Source organism: Streptosporangium nanhuense (assembly GCF_059358815.1).
Genome location: NZ_JCADBG010000004.1, coordinates 232,616 through 251,581 on the forward strand (window position 1 = coordinate 232,616; position 18,966 = coordinate 251,581).

17 protein-coding genes are annotated in these 18,966 nt (G+C 71.3%); 8 read left to right on the forward strand and 9 right to left on the reverse strand.

Features of this window, described 5'->3' with window-relative positions; genetic code table 11:
• Window positions 1–7 precede the first annotated feature (7 nt).
• A complete protein-coding gene (gene mtrA / locus AC5L38_RS10870) occupies window positions 8–685 on the reverse strand; it encodes an MtrAB system response regulator MtrA (RefSeq protein WP_030907316.1) in 678 nt (225 codons plus the stop codon).
• 343 nt (window positions 686–1,028) lie between these two features.
• On the opposite strand from mtrA, the gene AC5L38_RS10875 reads away from it, so the two are divergent.
• The 5 genes from AC5L38_RS10875 to AC5L38_RS10895 all read left to right on the forward strand — a co-directional run bounded on the left by AC5L38_RS10875 (window position 1,029) and on the right by AC5L38_RS10895 (window position 6,652).
• Window positions 1,029–2,327, forward strand: a complete 1,299-nt coding sequence (locus AC5L38_RS10875; protein ID WP_495242626.1) for a DUF7847 domain-containing protein — start codon at window positions 1,029–1,031, stop codon at window positions 2,325–2,327.
• Window positions 2,312–2,953, forward strand: a complete 642-nt coding sequence (locus AC5L38_RS10880) for a DUF4129 domain-containing protein (protein WP_495242627.1) — start codon at window positions 2,312–2,314, stop codon at window positions 2,951–2,953. The genes AC5L38_RS10875 and AC5L38_RS10880 overlap by 16 nt, the downstream gene beginning before the upstream one ends.
• The gene (locus AC5L38_RS10885; protein ID WP_495242628.1) at window positions 2,950–4,197 is read left to right on the forward strand and encodes a DUF4350 domain-containing protein; all 1,248 of its coding nucleotides are present in this window, start codon (window positions 2,950–2,952) and stop codon (window positions 4,195–4,197) included. Before AC5L38_RS10880 ends, AC5L38_RS10885 begins: the two co-directional genes overlap by 4 nt.
• 146 nt (window positions 4,198–4,343) lie before the next feature.
• Complete coding sequence (locus AC5L38_RS10890; protein WP_495242789.1) at window positions 4,344–5,267, forward strand: AAA family ATPase; 924 nt, start codon at window positions 4,344–4,346, stop codon at window positions 5,265–5,267.
• A 2-nt stretch (window positions 5,268–5,269) separates the two neighbouring features.
• A complete protein-coding gene (locus tag AC5L38_RS10895; protein ID WP_495242629.1) occupies window positions 5,270–6,652 on the forward strand; it encodes a DUF58 domain-containing protein in 1,383 nt (460 codons plus the stop codon).
• A gap of 55 nt (window positions 6,653–6,707) precedes the next feature.
• On the opposite strand, the gene AC5L38_RS10900 is transcribed toward AC5L38_RS10895, so the two are convergent.
• Window positions 6,708–7,703: a stage II sporulation protein M gene (locus AC5L38_RS10900; protein WP_495242630.1), complete on the reverse strand. Its 996-nt coding sequence runs from the start codon at window positions 7,701–7,703 to the stop codon at window positions 6,708–6,710.
• A 37-nt stretch (window positions 7,704–7,740) separates the two neighbouring features.
• Here AC5L38_RS10900 and AC5L38_RS10905 point away from each other — a divergent pair, with 37 nt between their 5' ends.
• Window positions 7,741–8,841, forward strand: coding sequence for an RDD family protein (locus AC5L38_RS10905; protein WP_495242631.1), 1,101 nt, complete (start codon window positions 7,741–7,743; stop codon window positions 8,839–8,841).
• A gap of 256 nt (window positions 8,842–9,097) precedes the next feature.
• Here AC5L38_RS10905 and AC5L38_RS10910 read toward each other — a convergent pair whose 3' ends face one another.
• On the reverse strand, window positions 9,098–10,489 hold the full coding sequence (locus AC5L38_RS10910) for an LVIVD repeat-containing protein (RefSeq protein WP_495242632.1): 1,392 nt from the start codon (window positions 10,487–10,489) through the stop codon (window positions 9,098–9,100).
• Between the two features lie 284 nt (window positions 10,490–10,773).
• A complete protein-coding gene (locus AC5L38_RS10915) occupies window positions 10,774–12,216 on the reverse strand; it encodes an LVIVD repeat-containing protein (protein ID WP_495242633.1) in 1,443 nt (480 codons plus the stop codon).
• Window positions 12,217–12,398: 182 nt separating this feature from the next.
• On the opposite strand from AC5L38_RS10915, the gene AC5L38_RS10920 reads away from it, so the two are divergent.
• Window positions 12,399–13,028, forward strand: coding sequence for a DUF305 domain-containing protein (locus AC5L38_RS10920; RefSeq protein ID WP_495242634.1), 630 nt, complete (start codon window positions 12,399–12,401; stop codon window positions 13,026–13,028).
• Window positions 13,029–13,194: 166 nt separating this feature from the next.
• Here the strand turns inward: AC5L38_RS10920 and AC5L38_RS10925 are convergent, their stop codons facing one another.
• Entirely contained in the window at window positions 13,195–14,445 is a 1,251-nt protein-coding gene (locus AC5L38_RS10925) for an adenosylhomocysteinase (RefSeq protein ID WP_495242635.1), read from the reverse strand.
• 121 nt (window positions 14,446–14,566) lie between these two features.
• Window positions 14,567–15,994, reverse strand: a complete 1,428-nt coding sequence (gene ahcY, locus AC5L38_RS10930; RefSeq protein WP_495242636.1) for an adenosylhomocysteinase — start codon at window positions 15,992–15,994, stop codon at window positions 14,567–14,569.
• A 222-nt stretch (window positions 15,995–16,216) separates the two neighbouring features.
• On the opposite strand from ahcY, the gene AC5L38_RS10935 reads away from it, so the two are divergent.
• On the forward strand, window positions 16,217–16,558 hold the full coding sequence (locus AC5L38_RS10935) for a MerR family transcriptional regulator (RefSeq protein ID WP_495242637.1): 342 nt from the start codon (window positions 16,217–16,219) through the stop codon (window positions 16,556–16,558).
• 129 nt (window positions 16,559–16,687) lie between these two features.
• Here the strand turns inward: AC5L38_RS10935 and AC5L38_RS10940 are convergent, their stop codons facing one another.
• Genes AC5L38_RS10940 through AC5L38_RS10950 form a run of 3 tightly spaced genes read right to left on the reverse strand, consistent with a single transcriptional unit; the run spans window position 16,688 to window position 18,965 of the window.
• The gene (locus tag AC5L38_RS10940) at window positions 16,688–17,641 is read right to left on the reverse strand and encodes a cation diffusion facilitator family transporter (RefSeq protein ID WP_495242638.1); all 954 of its coding nucleotides are present in this window, start codon (window positions 17,639–17,641) and stop codon (window positions 16,688–16,690) included.
• Window positions 17,642–17,688: 47 nt separating this feature from the next.
• Window positions 17,689–18,795, reverse strand: coding sequence for an SIS domain-containing protein (locus AC5L38_RS10945; protein WP_495242639.1), 1,107 nt, complete (start codon window positions 18,793–18,795; stop codon window positions 17,689–17,691).
• Window positions 18,792–18,965 carry a Trm112 family protein gene (locus AC5L38_RS10950; RefSeq protein WP_012888128.1) on the reverse strand — a complete coding sequence of 58 codons (174 nt, stop codon included), beginning with the start codon at window positions 18,963–18,965 and terminating at the stop codon, window positions 18,792–18,794. The genes AC5L38_RS10945 and AC5L38_RS10950 overlap by 4 nt, the downstream gene beginning before the upstream one ends.
• Window position 18,966: the final 1 nt, after the last annotated feature.

Consider the following 18,966-nt stretch of genomic DNA (forward strand, 5'->3'; position numbering starts at 1 on the left):
TCGGCGGCTAGGCCGGCCCGGCCTTGTAGCCGACCCCGCGGACCGTCACGACGATCTCGGGGTGCTCGGGGTCCTTCTCGATCTTCGCCCGGAGCCGCTGGACGTGCACGTTGACCAGGCGGGTGTCGGCCGCGTGGCGGTAGCCCCAGACCTGTTCGAGCAGGACCTCGCGGGTGAAGACCTGGCGCGGCTTCCTGGCGAGGGCGACCAGCAGGTCGAACTCCAGCGGGGTGAGGTTGATGGTCTCCTCCTCCCGCTTGACCGAGTGCCCGGCGACGTCGATCGTGATGTCGCCGATCTGCAGGATCTCCGGCGTCGGCTCGTCGGTGCGGCGCAGCCGGGCGCGGACCCTGGCGACGAGCTCCTTGGGCTTGAAGGGCTTGACGATGTAGTCGTCGGCCCCCGACTCCAGCCCGAGCACCACGTCGATGGTGTCGCTCTTGGCCGTCAGCATGACGATCGGCACCCCGGACTCGGCCCGGATGCGGCGGCAGACGTCGATCCCGTCCGCGCCGGGCAGCATCAGGTCGAGCAGGACCAGGTCCGGACGGGTGTCGCGGAACGCGTCCAGCGCCTTGTCACCGTCGGAGACGAAGGAGGGTTCGAAGCCCTCCCCGCGCAGCACGATACCGAGCATCTCGGCGAGAGCGGCGTCGTCGTCGACGACCAGCACGCGTCCTTTCATGGCCCCTCATTCGGTTTACGCAGTTCGGGAGTTATTGGGATAAACCGCTCGATCGTCGAAGATTACCCTTGTCCGCCTACTGGATGACACCGGTCGACGACCGGGCGTCCAAATGACGAATTTTAGGCGCACGCAACGTGAAACGCGCAGTGGTGCCCCCCCACGGCCGCCGCCGGCCCCGGCGACTGCGGACGCCGGGCGGTGATGACCACGGTCACAGTCTGCGGTAAACCACGGCGTCTCGGCCATCCCTCCGGCATCTCCGCCGCTCTCGGGGAGGATGAAACGTTCGTGTGATCGCCCGATCACCACGGATGGCGGGTCCACATGTCAGGATTGGGATATGTCAGACGGTCACGGCTCCACTCCCGGTGCTCCCGGTACGCCTCCGGGTTGGGCGTCCAACCAACCTCCGCCGTACGGAAACGCCCCGGGATCGCCGTGGACCGCGCCCGGTCCCGCGTCCGGCGCCCCCGAGGGCCCGCCCCAGGGATTCCCGCAGGGTCCCCCGCCGGGTCCGGGGCAGCCCCACGGCCAGGCTCCCCACCAGCAGCCGTACCCCTACCCGCAGGGCCCCTACGGCGCGGGCGGGCCGCCCCCCGCGATGCGCCCGGGGATCATCCCGCTGCGCCCGCTCGGCCTGGGCGACATCCTCGACGGCACGATCAAGCTGATGCGCTCCAATCCCAGGAGCGTCCTGGGCCTGTCGGCCATCGTCGCCGCGCTGGCCGCGATCCCCCTGGCGGTCGGGCAGGCGAGCATGCTCGGCTCCCTCGCCCCGATCCTGGAGAACCCGAACGCGGCCCCTCCCGAGGAGAGCTTCCTCGCCCAGTACGGCGGCAGCCTGCTCTCCTACGGGATCGAGTTCGTCGCGGTGACGCTGCTGACCGGCGTGCTGACCCGCATCCTGGGCCGCGCGGTCTTCGGCGGCAAGATGACGGCCGGCGAGGCCTGGAAGCTGACCCGCGGCCGGGTGCCCACGCTGTTCGGGGTGGTCGTCGTCAACCTCGTGGTCCTGCTCGTCCCGCTGGCCCTGGTCGTCGGCCTGCTCCTCGCGCTCGGCTCCTCGGGGGCCGGGAGCGGCGTGGTGGCGATCGCGGGCGTGACGGCGGTGGTCGCCTTCGTGATCTACACCTTCTTCGTCTCCACCCGGCTGGCGCTGGCCCCGGCGGCCGCGGTGCTGGAGCGGCGCGGTGTCGCCGACTCCCTGCGCAGGTCCTGGAACCTGGTCTCGGGCGGCTTCTGGCGGACGCTCGGCATCCTGATCCTCACCCAGTTCATCGCGTTCCTGATCGGCCAGGTGCTCGCCTTCCCCTTCGTCCTGGGCGCGAGCTTCCTCGCCCTCCTCGGCGGCGGGTCCACCGGCACGCAGATCATCTCCGCGATCCTCATCGCCGTGGGCGTCACCCTCGGCTCGATGATCGCCTATCCCCTCCGGGCGGGGGTCAACGGCCTGCTCTACGCCGACCGGCGGATGCGCTCCGAGGCCTTCGACCTGGTGCTGCAGACCGCGGCGATCGAGCAGCAGCGGCAGGGATGGGTCCACGCGTCGGCCGACGACCTGTGGGACCCCTCCGTCACGCCCGCGGGCCCCGCGCGGCACGACTCCCCCGGCCAGGGAGCCCCGTGGTCCCACTCCTGACGTCCCCGATCGACGTCGAGCGCGAGGAGGCGCGGCGCCAGGCGATCCGGGAGCTGCTCAGATCCGAGTACGCCAAGGAGTCCCTGGTCGACCGCCTCTGGCGGAACGTCAACCAGTTCCTCGGCGACCTGCTCGACCAGGAGTCCCTGGGCACCGCCGGCAGTGTGGCGGCGCGTGCCGTCCTCCTCGTGATCGTGATCGGGATCGTCGTCGCGCTGCTCCTGGTCGCCCGCAGGACCACCGGGGGCCGCGCCTCCCGCGCGGAGGGGATCTTCGGTGACCGCCGCCTCACCGCCGCCGAGCACCGCGGGGCCGCCGAGCGGCTGGCGGCGGAGGCCAGGTGGGCCGAGGCGGTCCGCGAGCGGCTCCGGGCCGTCGCCCGCGACCTGGAGGACCGTGTGATCATCGACTACACACCCGGCCGCACCGCCGGCGAGCTGGCCGCCGAGGCCGGTCGCGCGCTGCCCGCGCTCGCCGCCGAGCTGGCCTCGGCGGCGCGGGTCTTCGACGACGTGACCTACGGCGAGGTGCCCGGCACGCCCGAGGCGTACGGGATCATGCGCGATCTCGACGAGCACCTGCGCGCGGCCCGCCCGGCGGCCGCCGTACGGGCGGAGGCGCCGTGACCCCGGCCGCGTCCGGACAGCCCGGACAGACCGGCCTGGCCTCCCCCGGGACGGTCGCACCGGCCGGCAGGCAGGAGGTCGCGCGAGACCTCGCGACCACCTCCGTCTCACCGACCGCGGGCGGCCTCTGGCGCGGCGGCAGGGGCGTCCTGCTGGTGGCGCTCCTCGTGGTCGCCGTCGCCGTCACCGGCGTGCTGCTCGGCGGCTCCGGCGGGCCGGGAAGGTCCCTCGACCCCGCCGACGCCTCGCTGTCGGGGGGCAAGGGCCTGGCCCGGCTGCTGCAGGCGCGGGGCGTGCGGGTCGAGCGGGTCACCTCGGTCGCCGAGGCCGCGGCGCTGGCCGGGCGGGCGGGTCCGGCGGGCAGCACCGTGCTGGTGGGCCCGGCCTTCCCGCTCGACGAGGACGAGGCGGAGCGGCTCGCCGACCTCCCGGCGGACCTGCTGGTGGCGGGCGTACGGGCCCGGATGGACGTGCTCGCGCCCGGAGTGGCGCCGGTGCGGGAGGCGCGGGCGCGCTCCCGCGAGCCCCGGTGCGGGCTGCCCGCCGCGGAGAGGGCGGGCAGCGCCTACACCGGCGGCGTGGCCCTCACCGCGCCCCCGCCGTCGATCGGCTGCTACCCGGCGAACGGGGCGCCCACCCTGGTCTCCCACAGCGGCGCGGGCCGCACAGTCACCGTCGTCGGCGACGGGCAGTTCATGACCAACCTGCGGCTCGCCGAGGACGGCAACGCCGCGCTGGCGGTGAACCTCGCCGGCGGGCGGCCCACCCTGATCTGGCTGACGCCCTCGGAGAACGCCGCCCAGGCCGGCGGCGGCAGGGCGGGTGTCTACGACCTGGTCCCCGAAGGCGTCAAGTGGGCCGTGGCGCAGGTGATCTTCGCGGTGCTGCTGCTGGCGCTCTGGCGGAGCCGCAGGCTCGGGCCCGTGGTGGCCGAGCGGCTGCCCGTCGTCGTGCGGGCGGCCGAGACCGTCGAGGGACGTGCCAGGCTCTACCGCGCGCGACGGTCCCGCGACCGGGCCGCCGCGGCCCTGCGGGCGGGCTTCACCGACCGGGTCACCCCCCGCCTCGGACTGCCCCCGGGGACGGGGCCCGACGCGCTGGTGAACGCGATCGCCGAGCGGACCGGCCAGGCGGCGTCACACGTGGGCGCCGCCCTGTACGGACCGCCGCCGGTCGACGAGGCGGGGCTGGTAGCCCTGGCCGGATACTTGGACATCGTGGAAAGGCAGGTCGGAAAGTCGTGACCACACCACCGGGGGACGGCGGTCCCAACGAGGCGACCTCCGTCGTCAGGACCGCGCCCGGCGCACCCGCAGCGCCCACAGCGCCCGCAGCGCCCGCCGCGCCCGCCGCGCCCGTCACGCAGGGCGCGGACCAGGCCAGGGAGGCGCTGGGGGCCCTGCGCGCCGAGGTCTCCAAGGCGGTCGTCGGCCAGGACGCCGTGGTCACCGGGCTGGTGATCGCGCTGCTCTGCCGGGGCCACGTGCTGCTCGAAGGCGTGCCCGGCGTCGCCAAGACCCTGCTCGTCAGGACACTGGCGGCGGCGCTCTCGCTCGATTTCAAACGGGTGCAGTTCACCCCCGACCTCATGCCGGGCGACATCACCGGTTCGCTGATCTACGACGCGAAGACGTCGGAGTTCGAGTTCCGCGAGGGTCCGGTCTTCACCAACCTCCTGCTCGCCGACGAGATCAACCGCACGCCCCCGAAGACGCAGGCCGCGCTGCTGGAGGCGATGGAGGAGCGCCAGGTCAGCGTGGAGGGATCGGCGCGAGGGCTGCCCGACCCGTTCATCGTGGCCGCCACCCAGAACCCCGTCGAGTACGAGGGCACCTACCAGCTGCCCGAGGCGCAGCTCGACCGGTTCCTGCTCAAGCTGACCGTCCCGCTGCCGCCCCGCGACCAGGAGATCGCGGTGCTGGAACGGCACGCGCTCGGCTTCGACCCGCGTGACCTGTCGTACGTCAAGCCCGTGGCCACCGCCGCCGACCTCGCCGCGGGACGCGCGGCGGTCGGCCAGGTGCACGTGGGCCCCGAGGTGCTCGGCTACATCGTGGACGTCGCCAGGGCCACCCGCCAGTCGCCCTCGCTCCAGCTGGGCGTCTCCCCGCGTGGCGCCACCGCGCTGCTGGCCGGGGCGCGGGCCTGGGCGTGGCTGTCGGGCCGCGCCTACGTGACGCCCGACGACGTCAAGGCGCTGGCCAGGCCCGCGATGCGGCACCGCATCCAGATACGTCCCGAGGCCGAGCTGGAGGGCGCGACCGCCGACGGCCTCATCGACGCCATCCTCGCCTCCGTCCCCGTCCCCCGCTGACCATGGCGCTGACAGGACGGGCCGCGCTGCTGGCGCTGCTGGGCACCCTGGCCGTGCTGCTCGCCCCTCAGCCGGGGGCGGCCGTGGCCGGGGTCGCGCTGCTGATCGTGGCGCTGGTGGTGGTCGACCTGCTGCTGGCCGGGAGCGTACGCCCGCTGCGCCTCACCCGCTCGGGCGAGCGGCTGGTGCGGCTCGGCGAGTCGGTCGAGGTCGAGCTGATCGTGGAGAACCCCGGCCCACGCCGGGCGCGCGGCGTGCTCAGGGACGCCTGGCCGCCGTCGGCGGGCGCCACGCCCCGGCACCTGCCGCTGGACGTGCCCCCCGGCGAGCGCCGCAGGCTGGTCACGACGCTGACCCCCACCCGCAGGGGCGACCGCGAGGCGGTCACGGTGACGGTGCGGACGCTGGGCCCGCTGGGGGTCGCGGCCCGTCAGGGCTCGCACCGGGTGCCCTGGTCGGTCCGGGTGCTGCCGCCCTTCCTCAGCCGCAAGCACCTGCCCGCCAAGCTGTCCAGGCTCAGGGAGCTGGAGGGCCGGCACCCGTCGATGATCCGGGGGCAGGGCACCGAGTTCGACTCGCTGCGGGAGTACGTGGTCGGCGACGACGTCCGCTCGATCGACTGGCGGGCCACCGCGCGCCGCAACGACGTCGTGGTCCGCACCTGGCGGCCCGAACGCGACCGCCGGGTGCTGATCGTGCTCGACACCGGCCGCACCTCGGCCGGGCGGGTGGGCACCGCCCCGATCCCGCTGGCGGGAGAGGTGCCGAGGACCGCCGGGGGCGCTGGGGGCGGCGGGGACGCTGCGTCGCGGGTCGTGCCCGGCTGGCCCCGCCTCGACTGGTCGATGGACGCGGCGCTGCTGCTGGCCGCCCTGGCCTCCCGCGCGGGCGACCGGGTCGACTTCATGGCCCACGACCGGGGGGTGCGCGCCTGGGTGTCCGGCACCGGCCGTACGGAGCTGCTGTCGTCGCTGGTCAACGCGATGGCCCCGATCGAGGCCGAGCTGGTCGAGGCCGACTCCGCGGGGATGGTCGCGGCCGTCATGTCGCGGGCCAGGCGGCGCTGCCTGGTCGTCGTGCTGACCGACCTCAACCCGGCGGCGCTGGAGGAGGGCCTGCTGCCGGTCCTGCCCCGCCTGTCCTCGCGGCACCTGGTGCTCCTGGCCGCCGTCTCCGATCCGCAGGTGGCCGAGATGGCCGCCGGGCGCGGCACCTCCGAGCTGGTCTACGGCGCCGCGGCGGCCGAGCACCTGAGGGCGGGGCGGCGCAGGATCACCGCCCTGCTGCGCCGCCAGGGCGTGGAGGTCGTGGACACCTCCCCCGAGCAGATCGCCCCGGCCCTGGCCGACGCCTACCTGGCGCTGAAGGCGGCCGGACGGCTCTGAGGTCGTCTTCTCGCGCCCAGGCCGGGCGGCTCCGACTCCCCCGACCGCCCCGCACTCAGCCGGCGCTGGGGGCCAGGTCGGGGGCGCGCTCCACGTCGCCGCTCTCGCCCGCGGCCACGGCCCGGCGGCCGAAGAAGATCACGTAGGCGAGGAAGGCGGCCTCCGCGACCACCCCGATGCCGATCCGGGCCCAGGTGGGCAGCCCCGAGGGGGTGACCAGGCCCTCGATCAGCCCCGAGACGAGCAGCACCACGACCAGGCCGAGGGCCACGCTCATCACGGCCCTGCCCTGCTCGGCCAGGGCCTCGACACGCCTGCGCGGGCCGGGGTCGACGACCGTCCAGCCCAGGCGCATGCCGACGGCCGCGGCGAGGAACACCGCGGTGAGCTCCAGCAGGCCGTGCGGGGTGATCAGCCCGAAGAAGATGTCGAGCTTGCCGCGCGAGCCCATCAGCCCGGCGGAGACGGCCACGTTGAGCGCGTTCTCCCACAGGACGTACGGGATCGGCAGGCCGAGCAGGATCGACATGATGATGACCTGCATCGAGACCCAGGCGTTGTTCACCCAGACCTGCCCGGCGAAGGAGGCCGCCGGGTTCTCCGAGTAGTAGTCGGCGAAGTCGTGCTCGACGAGCTGGGTGATCTCCTCGGGGGTGGCGATCACCGCCTGGACGTCGGGGTTCTGCCCCACCCAGACGGCGACGACCGTGGAGACCAGCAGGAACGCGACACTCGTGGCCAGCCACCACCAGCGGGCCCGGTAGGCGACCACCGGGAAGGAGACCGTGAAGAAGCGGACGAACTCCCGCCAGGCCGGGGTGTGCGCCCCGGTCACGGCGGAACGGGCGCGGGCCACGAGCGCCGACAGGCGGCCCACCAGGATCGGGTCGGCGGAGGCCGAGCGGACGAGGGACAGGTGCGTGGCGACCCGCTGGTAGAGGTCGACCAGCTCGTCGACCTCGGCGCCGTCCAGCGAGCCGCGCCGCCGGACCAGATCCTCGAGACGGTCCCAGGCGGGCCGGTGCGCGGTGACGAAGGCGTCGATGTCCACGCGGGCAGCCTATCCAGTCGAAGGTAGGGTGCTGATTGTGTCCGATGTCGTAACCGGCGAGGCCGTGGTCGTCGAGGTCCGCGTGGCCCAGCTCCCGAGCAGGGCCGCGGCACTGCTGATCGACATGACCTTCCAGATCCTGACGCTGCTCGGCGCCTCCCTGCTGGTCGGCAGCCTGGGATTCCTGGACGATCCGGCGCTGACGGCGATGGTCTACATCGTGCTCAGCGTGCTCGTGGTCGTCGGATACCCGGTGGCCTTCGAGACGCTCTCGCGCGGGCGCAGCCTGGGCAAGCTCGCGCTGGGGCTGCGGGTCGTCAGCGACGACGGCGGCCCCGAGCGGTTCCGGCAGGCCCTGTTCCGCGGGCTGGCGGGGGTCCTGGAATTCTGGATGCTCAGTGGCGCCCCCGCGCTGATCAGCTCGCTGATCTCGGAGAAGGGCAAGCGGCTCGGCGACCTCTTCTCCGGCACCATGGTGATCGCCGAACGCGTCCCCCGGCAGTACGGACCGCCGCTGGACATGCCGCCGTCGCTCGCCCCGTGGGCGGCGACGCTGGAGCTGTCGCGGCTGCCCGAGCAGGTCGCCGCCACCGCGAGGCAGTACCTCATGCGCTGGCACGACCTGGCCCCCGCCGTCCAGCACGAGATGGGCGTGCGCATCGCCACCGAGATGTCGGCCTTCGTCTCCCCGCCCGCCCCGCCCGGCGTGCCGCCGTTCGCCTACCTGACCGCCGTGCTGGCCGAGCGCCGCCGCCGCGAGCAGGCGCGCCTGGCCCAGCAGCGGCACGACCGGCAGCGGTCCGGTGAGCGGTGGGCCGGTGAGCCGTGGGTGGGTGAACAGGGGATGGGTGAACAGCGCCCCGGCGCGCCGCGACCCGGTGAGCGGTGGGCCCCCGCGCAGCAGCCCGGTGCGCAACGACCCGATGAGCAGCGACCCGGTCAGGGGTGGCCCGGCCACACCGGGCCCCAGTCTCACGCTCAGCCTGCCCACCGGCCGCAACAGCAGCGGCCTCGGATCCCTCTCCCTCCCCCGGCGGAGCCGCCGCACCCGGTGCATCCGCCGGTGCACCCGCCCGCGGCCCGGCCCGCCACCCGGGAGCCCGGCCCCACCCCCGGCGGGTTCGTCCCTCCCGCCTGACCTCTCCCGCCTGATGCCCCGGCTCTGATCCCCGGCGGCGCGGTCGCCGTAAGGGCACGACGCCGATGCGACGTCGCAGGAGCAGGAACGTGAACGGGAACGTGAAGAGGGACGGCGGGAGACCCGCCGTCCCTCCCCTCATGAGTTCTCACGAGTCTCTATGAGTCCTCCGAGATCCCATGGGTCCTTGCGAGGCCCGCGAGACCGTTCACGAGTCCTCTCGTCGGTCCCGCTCGCCCTCGCGGGCGACCTCGTGTCAGTGACCGTGACCGTGGCCGCCGTAGGAGGCCTGGGTCTGCACGTTCAGCCGGTCCAGGCGGACGCCCCTGGCCGGGTCGGTGCGACGGTCGTCGATCTTGAGCACGTCCAGTCCCCTGCGGAAGTCGCTGGCGTAGACGTAGCCGTTGTAGTAGTACGCGGACCAGATGCCGCCGCCTCCGCCGTCGGGCTCGGGGCCACGCTCGAAGAAGCCGATCTCCTTCGGCTTGGACGAGTCGGTGAAGTCCACGAAGGAGACGCCGCCCTGGTACCAGGCCTGGACCATGATGTCCTTGCCCTTGACCGGGATCAGCGAGCCGTTGTGCGCGACGCAGTTCTCGGTGTCGGCCTGGTAGCGAGTGATCTTGAAGTAGCCCTTGAAGACCAGCTTGCCGCGGACGATGTCGTAGTAGGCGTTGGCGCCGCGGTTCGGGCCGGTGGCCTCGTTGCAGGTGGCCGCGCCGCCGCCGCCGAGCTCGTCGGTGAAGATGACCTTCTTGCCGTTGTTGCTGAACGTCGCCGAGTGCCAGAAGGCGAAGTTCGGGTCGGTGGTCCGCGCGGTGATCACCGGGTTCTCCCGGTCGGAGATGTCGAACAGGACGCCGTCACCCATGCAGGCTCCGGCGGCGATGTCCTTCTCCGCGTAGACGGTGATGTCGTGGCAGCCGCTGGTCGGCAGCAGCAGGCCCGGCTGCGTCTCGTTGCCGCCGTCGGGGAACAGGACCGGCGCGTTGACCACGGCCGCGGCGGTCGGGTTGCGCAGCGGCACCTTGATGACCGAGATCTTGTCGTGCGGCGGCTGGCAGTCGGGGAACGTGGCGTTCGGGTTGTAGGAGGAGACGTACAGGTAGACGTTGCGCTTGTCCCTGGCCTTGCCGGGGACGAGTGTCAGCGTGTGGGACCCGCAGTTGGTCTCGACCGACTTGATGTACTTGGGGTTCTTCTTGTCGCTGATGTCGAAGATCCGAACCCCCTCCCACGACTCCTTCACGCTGGCGGGCTGGGCCACGCTGCTGCAGGAGTCGTCGTTGCGGGAGTTGTCGACCGCGGCGAACAGCAGGTCGCCGTGGACCGACACGTCCATCTGGGAGCCGGGGCACAGAACGCCGCTGACGAGCTGGGCACGCCTCGGGTTCCTGATGTCGTAGATGGAGAAACCACCGTAGTTGCCGACATAGGCGTAGTCGCCCTGGAAGGCGATGTCGCTGTTGGTGGTGGCCTCGAGGCCGGGAAGCTTGGGCAGGGTGCCCACGTGCGTCACGTTGGAGCTGGTGACGATCTCACCGGGCGGGGGAATGTCGGCGGCCTGGGCCGAGACCGTGGACGTCAGCATCGCGACGGCCGTCGCCGCCACCACCAACGCCCGGACGGTCCTTCGGGGAGCGAACACTCGGGTGCCTCCTAGGAGCAGACATAAGGCATGCATAAATTAGCAAATCGCTCCTCCTGACAGCCGGACCGACAGAGCATGACTTTGTCACAATAAAATATGAGGCGAGCTCTTTACTGGAGCCCGAAAAAAGCTTACGGTCTATGCCCCTTCCGTGATCGTCTCCGGCCTTCCGCCCTCATACGCATGACGGCCACCGGGCGCCCGTCGAGCGCCCGATGGCCGTCACCGGGTGGTGGTCGTGACCGTCGTCAGAGGTCGACGGCCATGACCACCCTCAGAGATCAGTGACCGTGACCGTGACCGTGACCGTGGTCGTGTCCACCCTCGCGGTAGGACGCCTGGGTCTGCGCGTTCAGGCTGTCGAACTTGACCTTCTCGGCCTTGTCCGTACGACGGTCGTGAATCTTCAGGACGTCGAGGCCGAGGTTGAAGTCGCTGCCGTAGATGTGGCCGTTGTAGTAGTACGCGGACCAGAAGCCGCCGCTGAGCGCGGGGGCGGTGTTGTCGGGGCCGCGCTCGAAGAACGCGATCTCCTGCGGCTTGGACGAGTCGGTGAAGTCGACGACCGAGATGCCGCCCTGGTACCAGGCCTGGACCATGATGTCCTTGCCCTTGACCGGGATCAGCGAGCCGTTGTGCGCGACGCAGTTCTCGGTGTCGGCCTGGTGGCGGGGGATCTTGAAGTAGCTCTTGAAGGTGAGCCGGCCGCGCTTGATGTCGTAGTAGGCGTTGGCGCCGCGGTTCGGGCCGATCGCCTCGTTGCAGGTGGCCGCGGAGCCGCCGCCGAGCTCGTCGGTGAAGATCACCTTGTTGCCCTCGTTGCTGAACGTCGCCGAGTGCCAGAACGCGAAGTTCTGGTCGTCGCGGACGGTGGCGGTGACCTTCGGCTCGACCGGGTTGGAGATGTCCATCAGGACGCCCTCGCCCATGCAGGCTCCGGCGGCGATGTCCTTCTCCGGGTACGCGGTGATGTCGTGGCAGCCGCTCGTGGCCGAGGTGCGCTCGGGGTAGGGCAGGGTCTCACCCGGGTTGCCGCCGTCGGGGAACAGGACCGGCGTGGCGACGACCGAGGCGGACGCCGGGTCGCGCAGCGGCACCTTGATGATCGAGATCTTGTCGTGCGGCGGCTGGCAGTCGGGGAACGACGCGCTCGGGCTGTAGGAGGAGACGTACAGGTAGACGTTCTTGCGGTCCCTCCCCTTGCCCGGGACGACCGTCAGCGTGTGCGAGCCGCAGTTGGTCTCGACGGCCTTGACGTACTTGGGGTTCTTCTTGTCCTTGATGTCGAAGATCCGGACGCCCTCCCACGACTCCTTGACGCTGGCGGGCTGGCCGACGCTGCTGCAGGAGTCGTTGTTGCGCGAGGAGTCGACCGCGCCGAAGAGCAGGTCGCCGTAGACCGACACGTCCATCTGACCGCCGGGACAGACCACCGAGCTGACCAGCGAGGTCTTGCTCGGCCTCTTGATGTCGTAGATCGAGAAACCGGTGTAGTTGCCGACGTAGGCGTAGTCGCCCTGGAACGCCATGTCGGTGTTGATGTCGGTCAGCGGGCCGGGCTTGGGCACGTTCAGGACGTGCTCGATGTTCGCGCTCTTGGCGATCTCGCCGGGAGCCGGGATATCGGCGGCCTGCGCGGGGAACGCAGCCAGCGCCGTCGCGACGGCAACCCCGGCCACAAACAGGAAGCGGCCGGTCAGGCCCTTCCTGAGGGGGGTGGACACTCGTGAACCTCCTTGGCACATGCACCCAAATAAAAGGTGCATAAATGCTTAAATCGTTCATGGTGTACGGTCATCCGGCAAGCCGTCACAGTGTCAGCAACTGTTGCCGGTCTGCGGTCTTTACGGGCCGGCCCCGCAGGGGTTACGGTCTTTCGTCACTGGACATTCACGAAGGAGGCCGGGTGCGCGTCGCGCTCATCGTCGTGATCGCCGCCCTGTCCCTCAGCGCGTGCAGCGCCGCTCCCGAGCCGGCACCGTCCCCCCAGGCGTCGGCGCCGGTGATCGTCCCGGGCAGGCCCGGTGAGGCCGCCAGGACCGTCAGCCCGAGCGAGGCCGCCACCCTGGTGCCCACGCCCAGCCCCAACGCGGCCGACGTGACGTACGTCCAGAAGATGGTCGTCCACCATCGCCAGGCGCTCGACATGGCCTCCCTCGCCCCGACCCGGGGCGAGCACGTCAGGCTGAAGAGCCTCGCCTCGCGCATCAAGGACTCGCAGGGGCCGGAGATCCAGTTCATGATCTCCTGGCTCCAGCAGCAGGGCCTGAAGGCCCCCGAGCACCACGCCGAGCACGACGCGATGCCCGGCATGGCCACGCCCGAGCAGATGGAGGCACTCAAGGCCGCCTCGGGCAAGGAGTTCGACCGGCTCTTCATCCAGCTCATGACCGCCCACCACCAGGGCGCGCTCAAGATGTCCGAGCAGGTCCTGACCTCGGGCTCGCACATACGGATCGAGGAGCTGGCCAACGACGTCTCGGCCGGCCAGAGCGCCGAGATCCGCAGGATGCAGGAGATGCTGGCCGAGCTCTGACGGCAACGGGCGTCACCACACGAGCCGGGGACGCGCCACGAGCCCAGGGCGCGACCACCGGCCGAGGACGCGACTACCGGCCGGGGACGTACCAACCAGCCAGGGATGCGACACCGGCCGAGAGCGCGACCACCGGCGGGGACGCGACCACCGGCCGAGAGCGCGGCTACGAGCCGAGCCGCCACGAGTGGAGATACTCCTCCTGGTCGGGGGTGAGCTCGTCCATCTCGATCCCGGCCGCGGCCAGCTTGAGCCGCGCGACCTCCACGTCGACCTCCCCCGGCACGTCGTAGACCCCCGGCTCCAGCCGTGCCCGCTCGCGGACCAGCCACGCCACCGAGAGCACCTGCGCGGAGAAGGACATGTCCATGACGGCGGCCGGATGCCCCTCGGCGGCGGTCAGGTTCACCAGCCGGCCCTCGGCGAGCAGCAGGAGCCTGCGGCCGTCGGCGAGGACGTACTCGTCGGTGTTGGGACGCACCCCGCGGTGGACGGCGTGCGCCAGGTCGTCCAGGGCGCGGACGTCGATCTCGACGTCGAAGTGCCCGGCGTTGGCCAGGATCGCGCCGTCCTTCATCTCCACCAGGTGTTCGCCCCTGATCACGTCGCGGTTGCCGGTGACCGTGACGAACACGTCCCCGGCGCGGGCCGCCGCCGCCATCGACCGCACGTCGTAGCCCTGCAGCGAGGCGTCCAGCGCCTTGACGGGGTCGATCTCGGTCACCACGACCCGCGCCCCCAGGCCCCTGGCCCGCTCGGCGACGCCCCGGCCGCAGTAGCCGAATCCGGCGACCACCACGGTCTTGCCCGCGAGCAGGGTGTTGGTGGCCCGCATGATCCCGTCCATGGTCGACTGGCCGGTGCCGTAGCGGTTGTCGAACATCCGCTTGGTCCGCGTGTCGTTGACCGCCACCACGGGGAACCTGAGGGCCTTCTCCGCGGCCATCTGGCGGAGCCTGATGATCCCGGTGGTGGTCTCCTCGCACCCGCCGGAGACCGTCTCCAGCAACTCGGTCCGCTCCGTGTGCAGGATGTTGACGAGGTCGCAGCCGTCGTCCAGCACGATGTCCGGGACGATGTCGAGCGCCTGGTGGATGTGGCCGTAGTAGGCGTCCATGGTCACCCCGGCCTGCGCGTGCACGACGACGCCGTAGTCACGGAGCGCCTCGGCGACGTCGTCCTGGGTGGACAGGGGGTTCGACGCGGCCAGGGCGATCTCGGCCCCGCCCGCCTTGAGGGTGCCCATGAGCACGGCGGTCTCGGCGGTGACGTGCAGGCACGCGGCGATCCGCAGTCCTTCGAAGGGCCGCTCGGCGGCGAACCGCTCGCCGAGGGCGGTGAGCACCGGCATCGCCCGCGCCGCCCACCCGATCCTCAGCTCCCCCGCGGCCACCAGAGCGCTGTCGGCGCTGTCCACGTCTCTCCCCAGATCGCCCGAAACCCGGAATCACCTGATCCGGAATCACTCGAATTCCGGACCGTAATTGCCCGAAGGCCCCCGCGAAGCCGCGGGGGCCGGTGGAACTCGACCGCGGATGTCAGTAACGGTAGTGGTCGGCCTTGTAGGGGCCCTCGACGTCCACGCCGATGTACTCGGCCTGGGCCTTGGTGAGCGTGGTGAGCTTCACACCCAGGGCGTCGAGGTGGAGGCGGGCGACCTTCTCGTCCAGGTGCTTGGGCAGCACGTAGACGCCGACCGGGTAGTCGTCGGTCTTGGTGAACAGCTCGATCTGCGCGATCACCTGGTTGGTGAAGGAGTTGGACATGACGAACGAGGGGTGGCCGGTGGCGCAGCCCAGGTTCATCAGGCGGCCCTCGGCGAGCACGATGATCTGCTTGCCGTCGGGGAAGCGCCAGGTGTGGACCTGCGGCTTGACCTCGGTCTTCTCGATGCCCGGGATACGTGCCAGGCCGGTCATGTCGATCTCGTTGTCGAAGTGACCGATGTTGGACACGATCGCGTTGTGCTTCATCCGGGCCATGTGGTCGGCCGTGATGATGTCGAAGTTGCCGGTCGTCGTGACGAAGATGTCGACGAGGCCGACGACCTCGTCCAGGGTGGTGACCTGGAAGCCGTCCATCGCGGCCTGGAGCGCGCAGATCGGGTCGATCTCGGTGACGATGACGCGGGCGCCCTGGCCCTTGAGGGCCTCGGCGCAGCCCTTGCCGACGTCGCCGTACCCGGCGACGAGCGCCACCTTGCCGCCGATCAGCACGTCGGTGGCGCGGTTGAGGCCGTCGATCACCGAGTGGCGGCAGCCGTACTTGTTGTCGAACTTGGACTTGGTCACCGAGTCGTTGACGTTGATGGCCGGGAAGAGCAGCGTGCCGGTCTTGAACATCTCGTACAGGCGGTGCACGCCGGTGGTGGTCTCCTCGGTGACGCCCTTGATCTGCGAGGCGACCCGGGTCCAGCGGCCCTCGTCGGAGACCGTGCGGCGGAGCAGTTCGAGGACGACGCCCCACTCCTCGGGGTCGTTCTCGCCGGTGCTGGGCACGGCGCCGGCCTTCTCGTACTCACTGCCCTTGTGGACGAGCATGGTGGCGTCGCCGCCGTCGTCGAGGATCATGTTGGGGCCGTCGGCACCGGGCCACGTCAGGGCCTGCTCGGTGCACCACCAGTACTCCTCCAGGGTCTCGCCCTTCCAGGCGAAGACCGGGACGCCCTGCGGGTTCTCCGGGGTGCCCTCCGGGCCGACGACCACGGCGGCGGCCGCGTGGTCCTGGGTGGAGAAGATGTTGCAGCTCACCCAGCGGACCTCGGCGCCGAGCGCGACCAGGGTCTCGATGAGCACGGCGGTCTGGATGGTCATGTGCAGCGAGCCCATGATCTTCGCACCGGCCAGCGGCTGGGTCGCGGCGTACTCCTTGCGTACGGCCATCAGGCCCGGCATCTCGTGCTCGGCGAGCTGGATCTCCCTGCGCCCGAAGGCCGCAAGGGAAAGGTCGGCGACCTTGAAGTCCATGTGTGGTTACCCCTCTGGTTGATGGCGGCGTTCGCCTCACACCCTCGCCCGTCGCGCTCGTCTCGCGATCGTGCTTCGCTCTGGGGCCGGGCTCGCCGTTCCATCGGAACAGTCGATGTGTGTCGAGTTTAGGCGGCCGGAACGACTCCGCGCACCTTCTGAAGGGGTAACCTGACACAAGAATGTAAGGTTTCCCGCAAAACCGCTGGAAAGAGGTCACCGATGCGGATCACCGAGGCCGCCGGCAAGCTGGGCATGTCCCCCAGGATGCTTCGCTACCGCGAGGCGCTCGGGCTGCTCCCCCCGGTCAGGAACCAGGGCGCGCACCGGCGGTTCGGCCCCGACGAGCTCTCGGCCGTCGCCCAGAGCGTCGAGCTGGAGAAACGGTTCGACATCTCCCCCGCCGAGCTGGCCTTCGCGCTGCGGACCCTGAGCGAACCGGCGGTCGCCCAGGCCGTACGGGACCTGGGGCTGCGCATCGGCCGCCTCCAGGCCCCCCGCAGGGCCCTGGACTTCGAGAAGGAGAAGGCCCTGCGCCTGCTCCAGCGCCGCCCCCGGGGCTGACGGCGCCCCGCTCTCCGGGAAGCCCGGAAGGACCCTGGAAAACGTGAGGACCCCGGCGGTGCGCGCCGGGGTCCTCCGTCCGGGCCCGTGTCCGGGGTCCGTACCGCGTGGGCACGGCCCGTCGGGGCCCTACGCGCGAGGGATCCCGTCCGGGTCGGACGGGGCCTTGACGCTGCTCCTGTCGAGGTCGGGCTCCAGGTAGATGACGCGGGCCTCCGGGACGGCCGCGCGGATGCGCTGCTCGGCCTCGTCGATGCCGCGGGCTATGTCGGCGGCCGTGTCGTCGTGGTCCACCGCGATCTTGGCGGCGACCAGGATCTCCTCCGGGCCCAGGTGGAGCGTGCGCATGTGGATGACCCGGCTCACCTCGGGCGCGCTCTCCAGGGCGTCCGCGATGCGGGTCTCGACCTCGGGCCCGGCCCCCTCGCCGAGCAGCAGCGACTTGGTCTCGATCGCCAGGACGATCGCGATCACCGCGAGCAGGACGCCGATCATGATGGTGCCGATGCCGTCCCAGATGGGCTCACCCGTCACCACGGCCATGGTCACGCCGAAGAGCGCGAAGATCAGGCCGAGCAGCGCGCCCAGGTCCTCCAGCACGATGACCGGCAGCTCCGGCGACTTGGAGCGGCGGATGAACTGCACCCACGACTGGTTGCCCCGGACGCGGTTGGACTCGATGATCGCCGTCCTGAACGAGAACGACTCGGCGATGATCGCGAAGATCAGCACGCCGAAGGCCCATTCGGGGCTCCTCAGGGCCTCCGGGTGGGAGAGCTTGTGCCAGCCCTCGTAGAGCGAGAACACCGCGCCGATGGTGAACAGCACCACCGCCACCACGAACGCGTAGAAGTAGCGCTCCCGGCCGTAGCCGAAGGGGTGCTGGGGCGTGCGCGCCCGCTGCGCGCGCTTGCCGCCCAGGAGCAGCAGCGCCTGGTTGCCCGAGTCGGCCACCGAGTGGACCGACTCGGCGATCATCGATGACGAACCTGTGAAGAGAAACGCCACGAATTTGGCCACGGCGATCGCCAGGTTGGCCGCCAACGCCGCGATGATTGCCTTAGTACCGCCGCCCGCGCTCACGGCAGCCTCCGCTCAGCTTGTTGTTCGGGAAAGACGAGACAAGGATCCTATTGCGAAACTCTTGCCTTGAGTTCTGTGATCGCCGACACGACGGCCGGGTCGATCCCGTACCCGAGAGCGAGGTACGTACTCGCGAAGTCCCCGAGTGCGATCAGCGTGGCGAGCCGCTCCAGCGGGTGTTCCCCCTCCGCTGCGATCTGCGTGACCGGGACGCCGCGATCCTCCGCCAGCCGCACCGACACCTCCCGCTGCCGTACGACCTGAGGGTGCTCCTCCACGTCGCGCAACACGATCAGCCGGAGCGACCTGCCGCTCTCGTCGGCGAAGATGTCGCGCTGGGCGAGCGGGCCGTCGAGGGCGGCCACCTGGTCGTGACCGGCCTCGGGCAGCTCCCCCCAGATCGCCGGATACTTGCCGTCCGTGTTGAGGCGTCCGGCCCACCGGCGGGCCGCGACGGCCGCCACCGGGGAGGACCCCCAGATCATCGGCACGGTCTCGGCGAGCTCCATGGCGAGCGACTTGCCCGGGTTGATGAACGACTCGCTCGCCGGGCGGCAGCGGTGGGCGAGGTCCTCAAGGCGCTTGGCGACCTCCTCGAACACCGCCTCGCCGACCTCGACCAGGCCGAGCTCGGCGGCGGCGACGACCAGCGGGACCGACAGCGCCCACACCGCGGCGCGCCCCTGCCCGCCGCTCACGGCGGGCACGAACGGCGCTCCCGCCTGCCTGGCGATCGCGTGGAGCGGCGAGTCGGGCCCGCCGACGGCGAGCAGGCGGCAGCCCCGGCGTACGGCCTCGGCGGCCACCGCGAGCGTCTCCTCGGTCCTGCCCGAGCGCGACACCGCGATCACCAGATCGGTCGCGCCGACCCAGCCGGGCAGCCGGTAGGACCTGACGGTCACGATCGGCAGCGGGGCCCCGTGGCCGCACACCACGTTGAGGATGTCACCGGCGATGCCCGAACCGCCCACCCCGGCGACCACGATCGCCCGGGGCCGGCCGTGCCTGGAGAGCGAGGAGAGGTCCGACTCCAGGGCGGCCCTGCGGGAGGTTCGAACCTGCGCGGCGGAGTCGGCCACCGCCCGCAGCATGCCCGCCGGATCGCCCTCGGCCAGCCATTTCTGGTCGTCGAGCCGATCTGGCTCCCAGTTCACGACTTCCGGGCCTCGTCGACCAGCAGGACCGGGATGTCGTCCCGGACCGGGTAGACCAGGCCGCACGAGGCGGAGGTGCAGGACAGCTCGTCGACTTCGGGTTCGGCTCGCAGGGGGGACTTGCAGTTGGGACAGGCCAGGATCTCCAGCAGCCAGTCGTCGATCTTCACT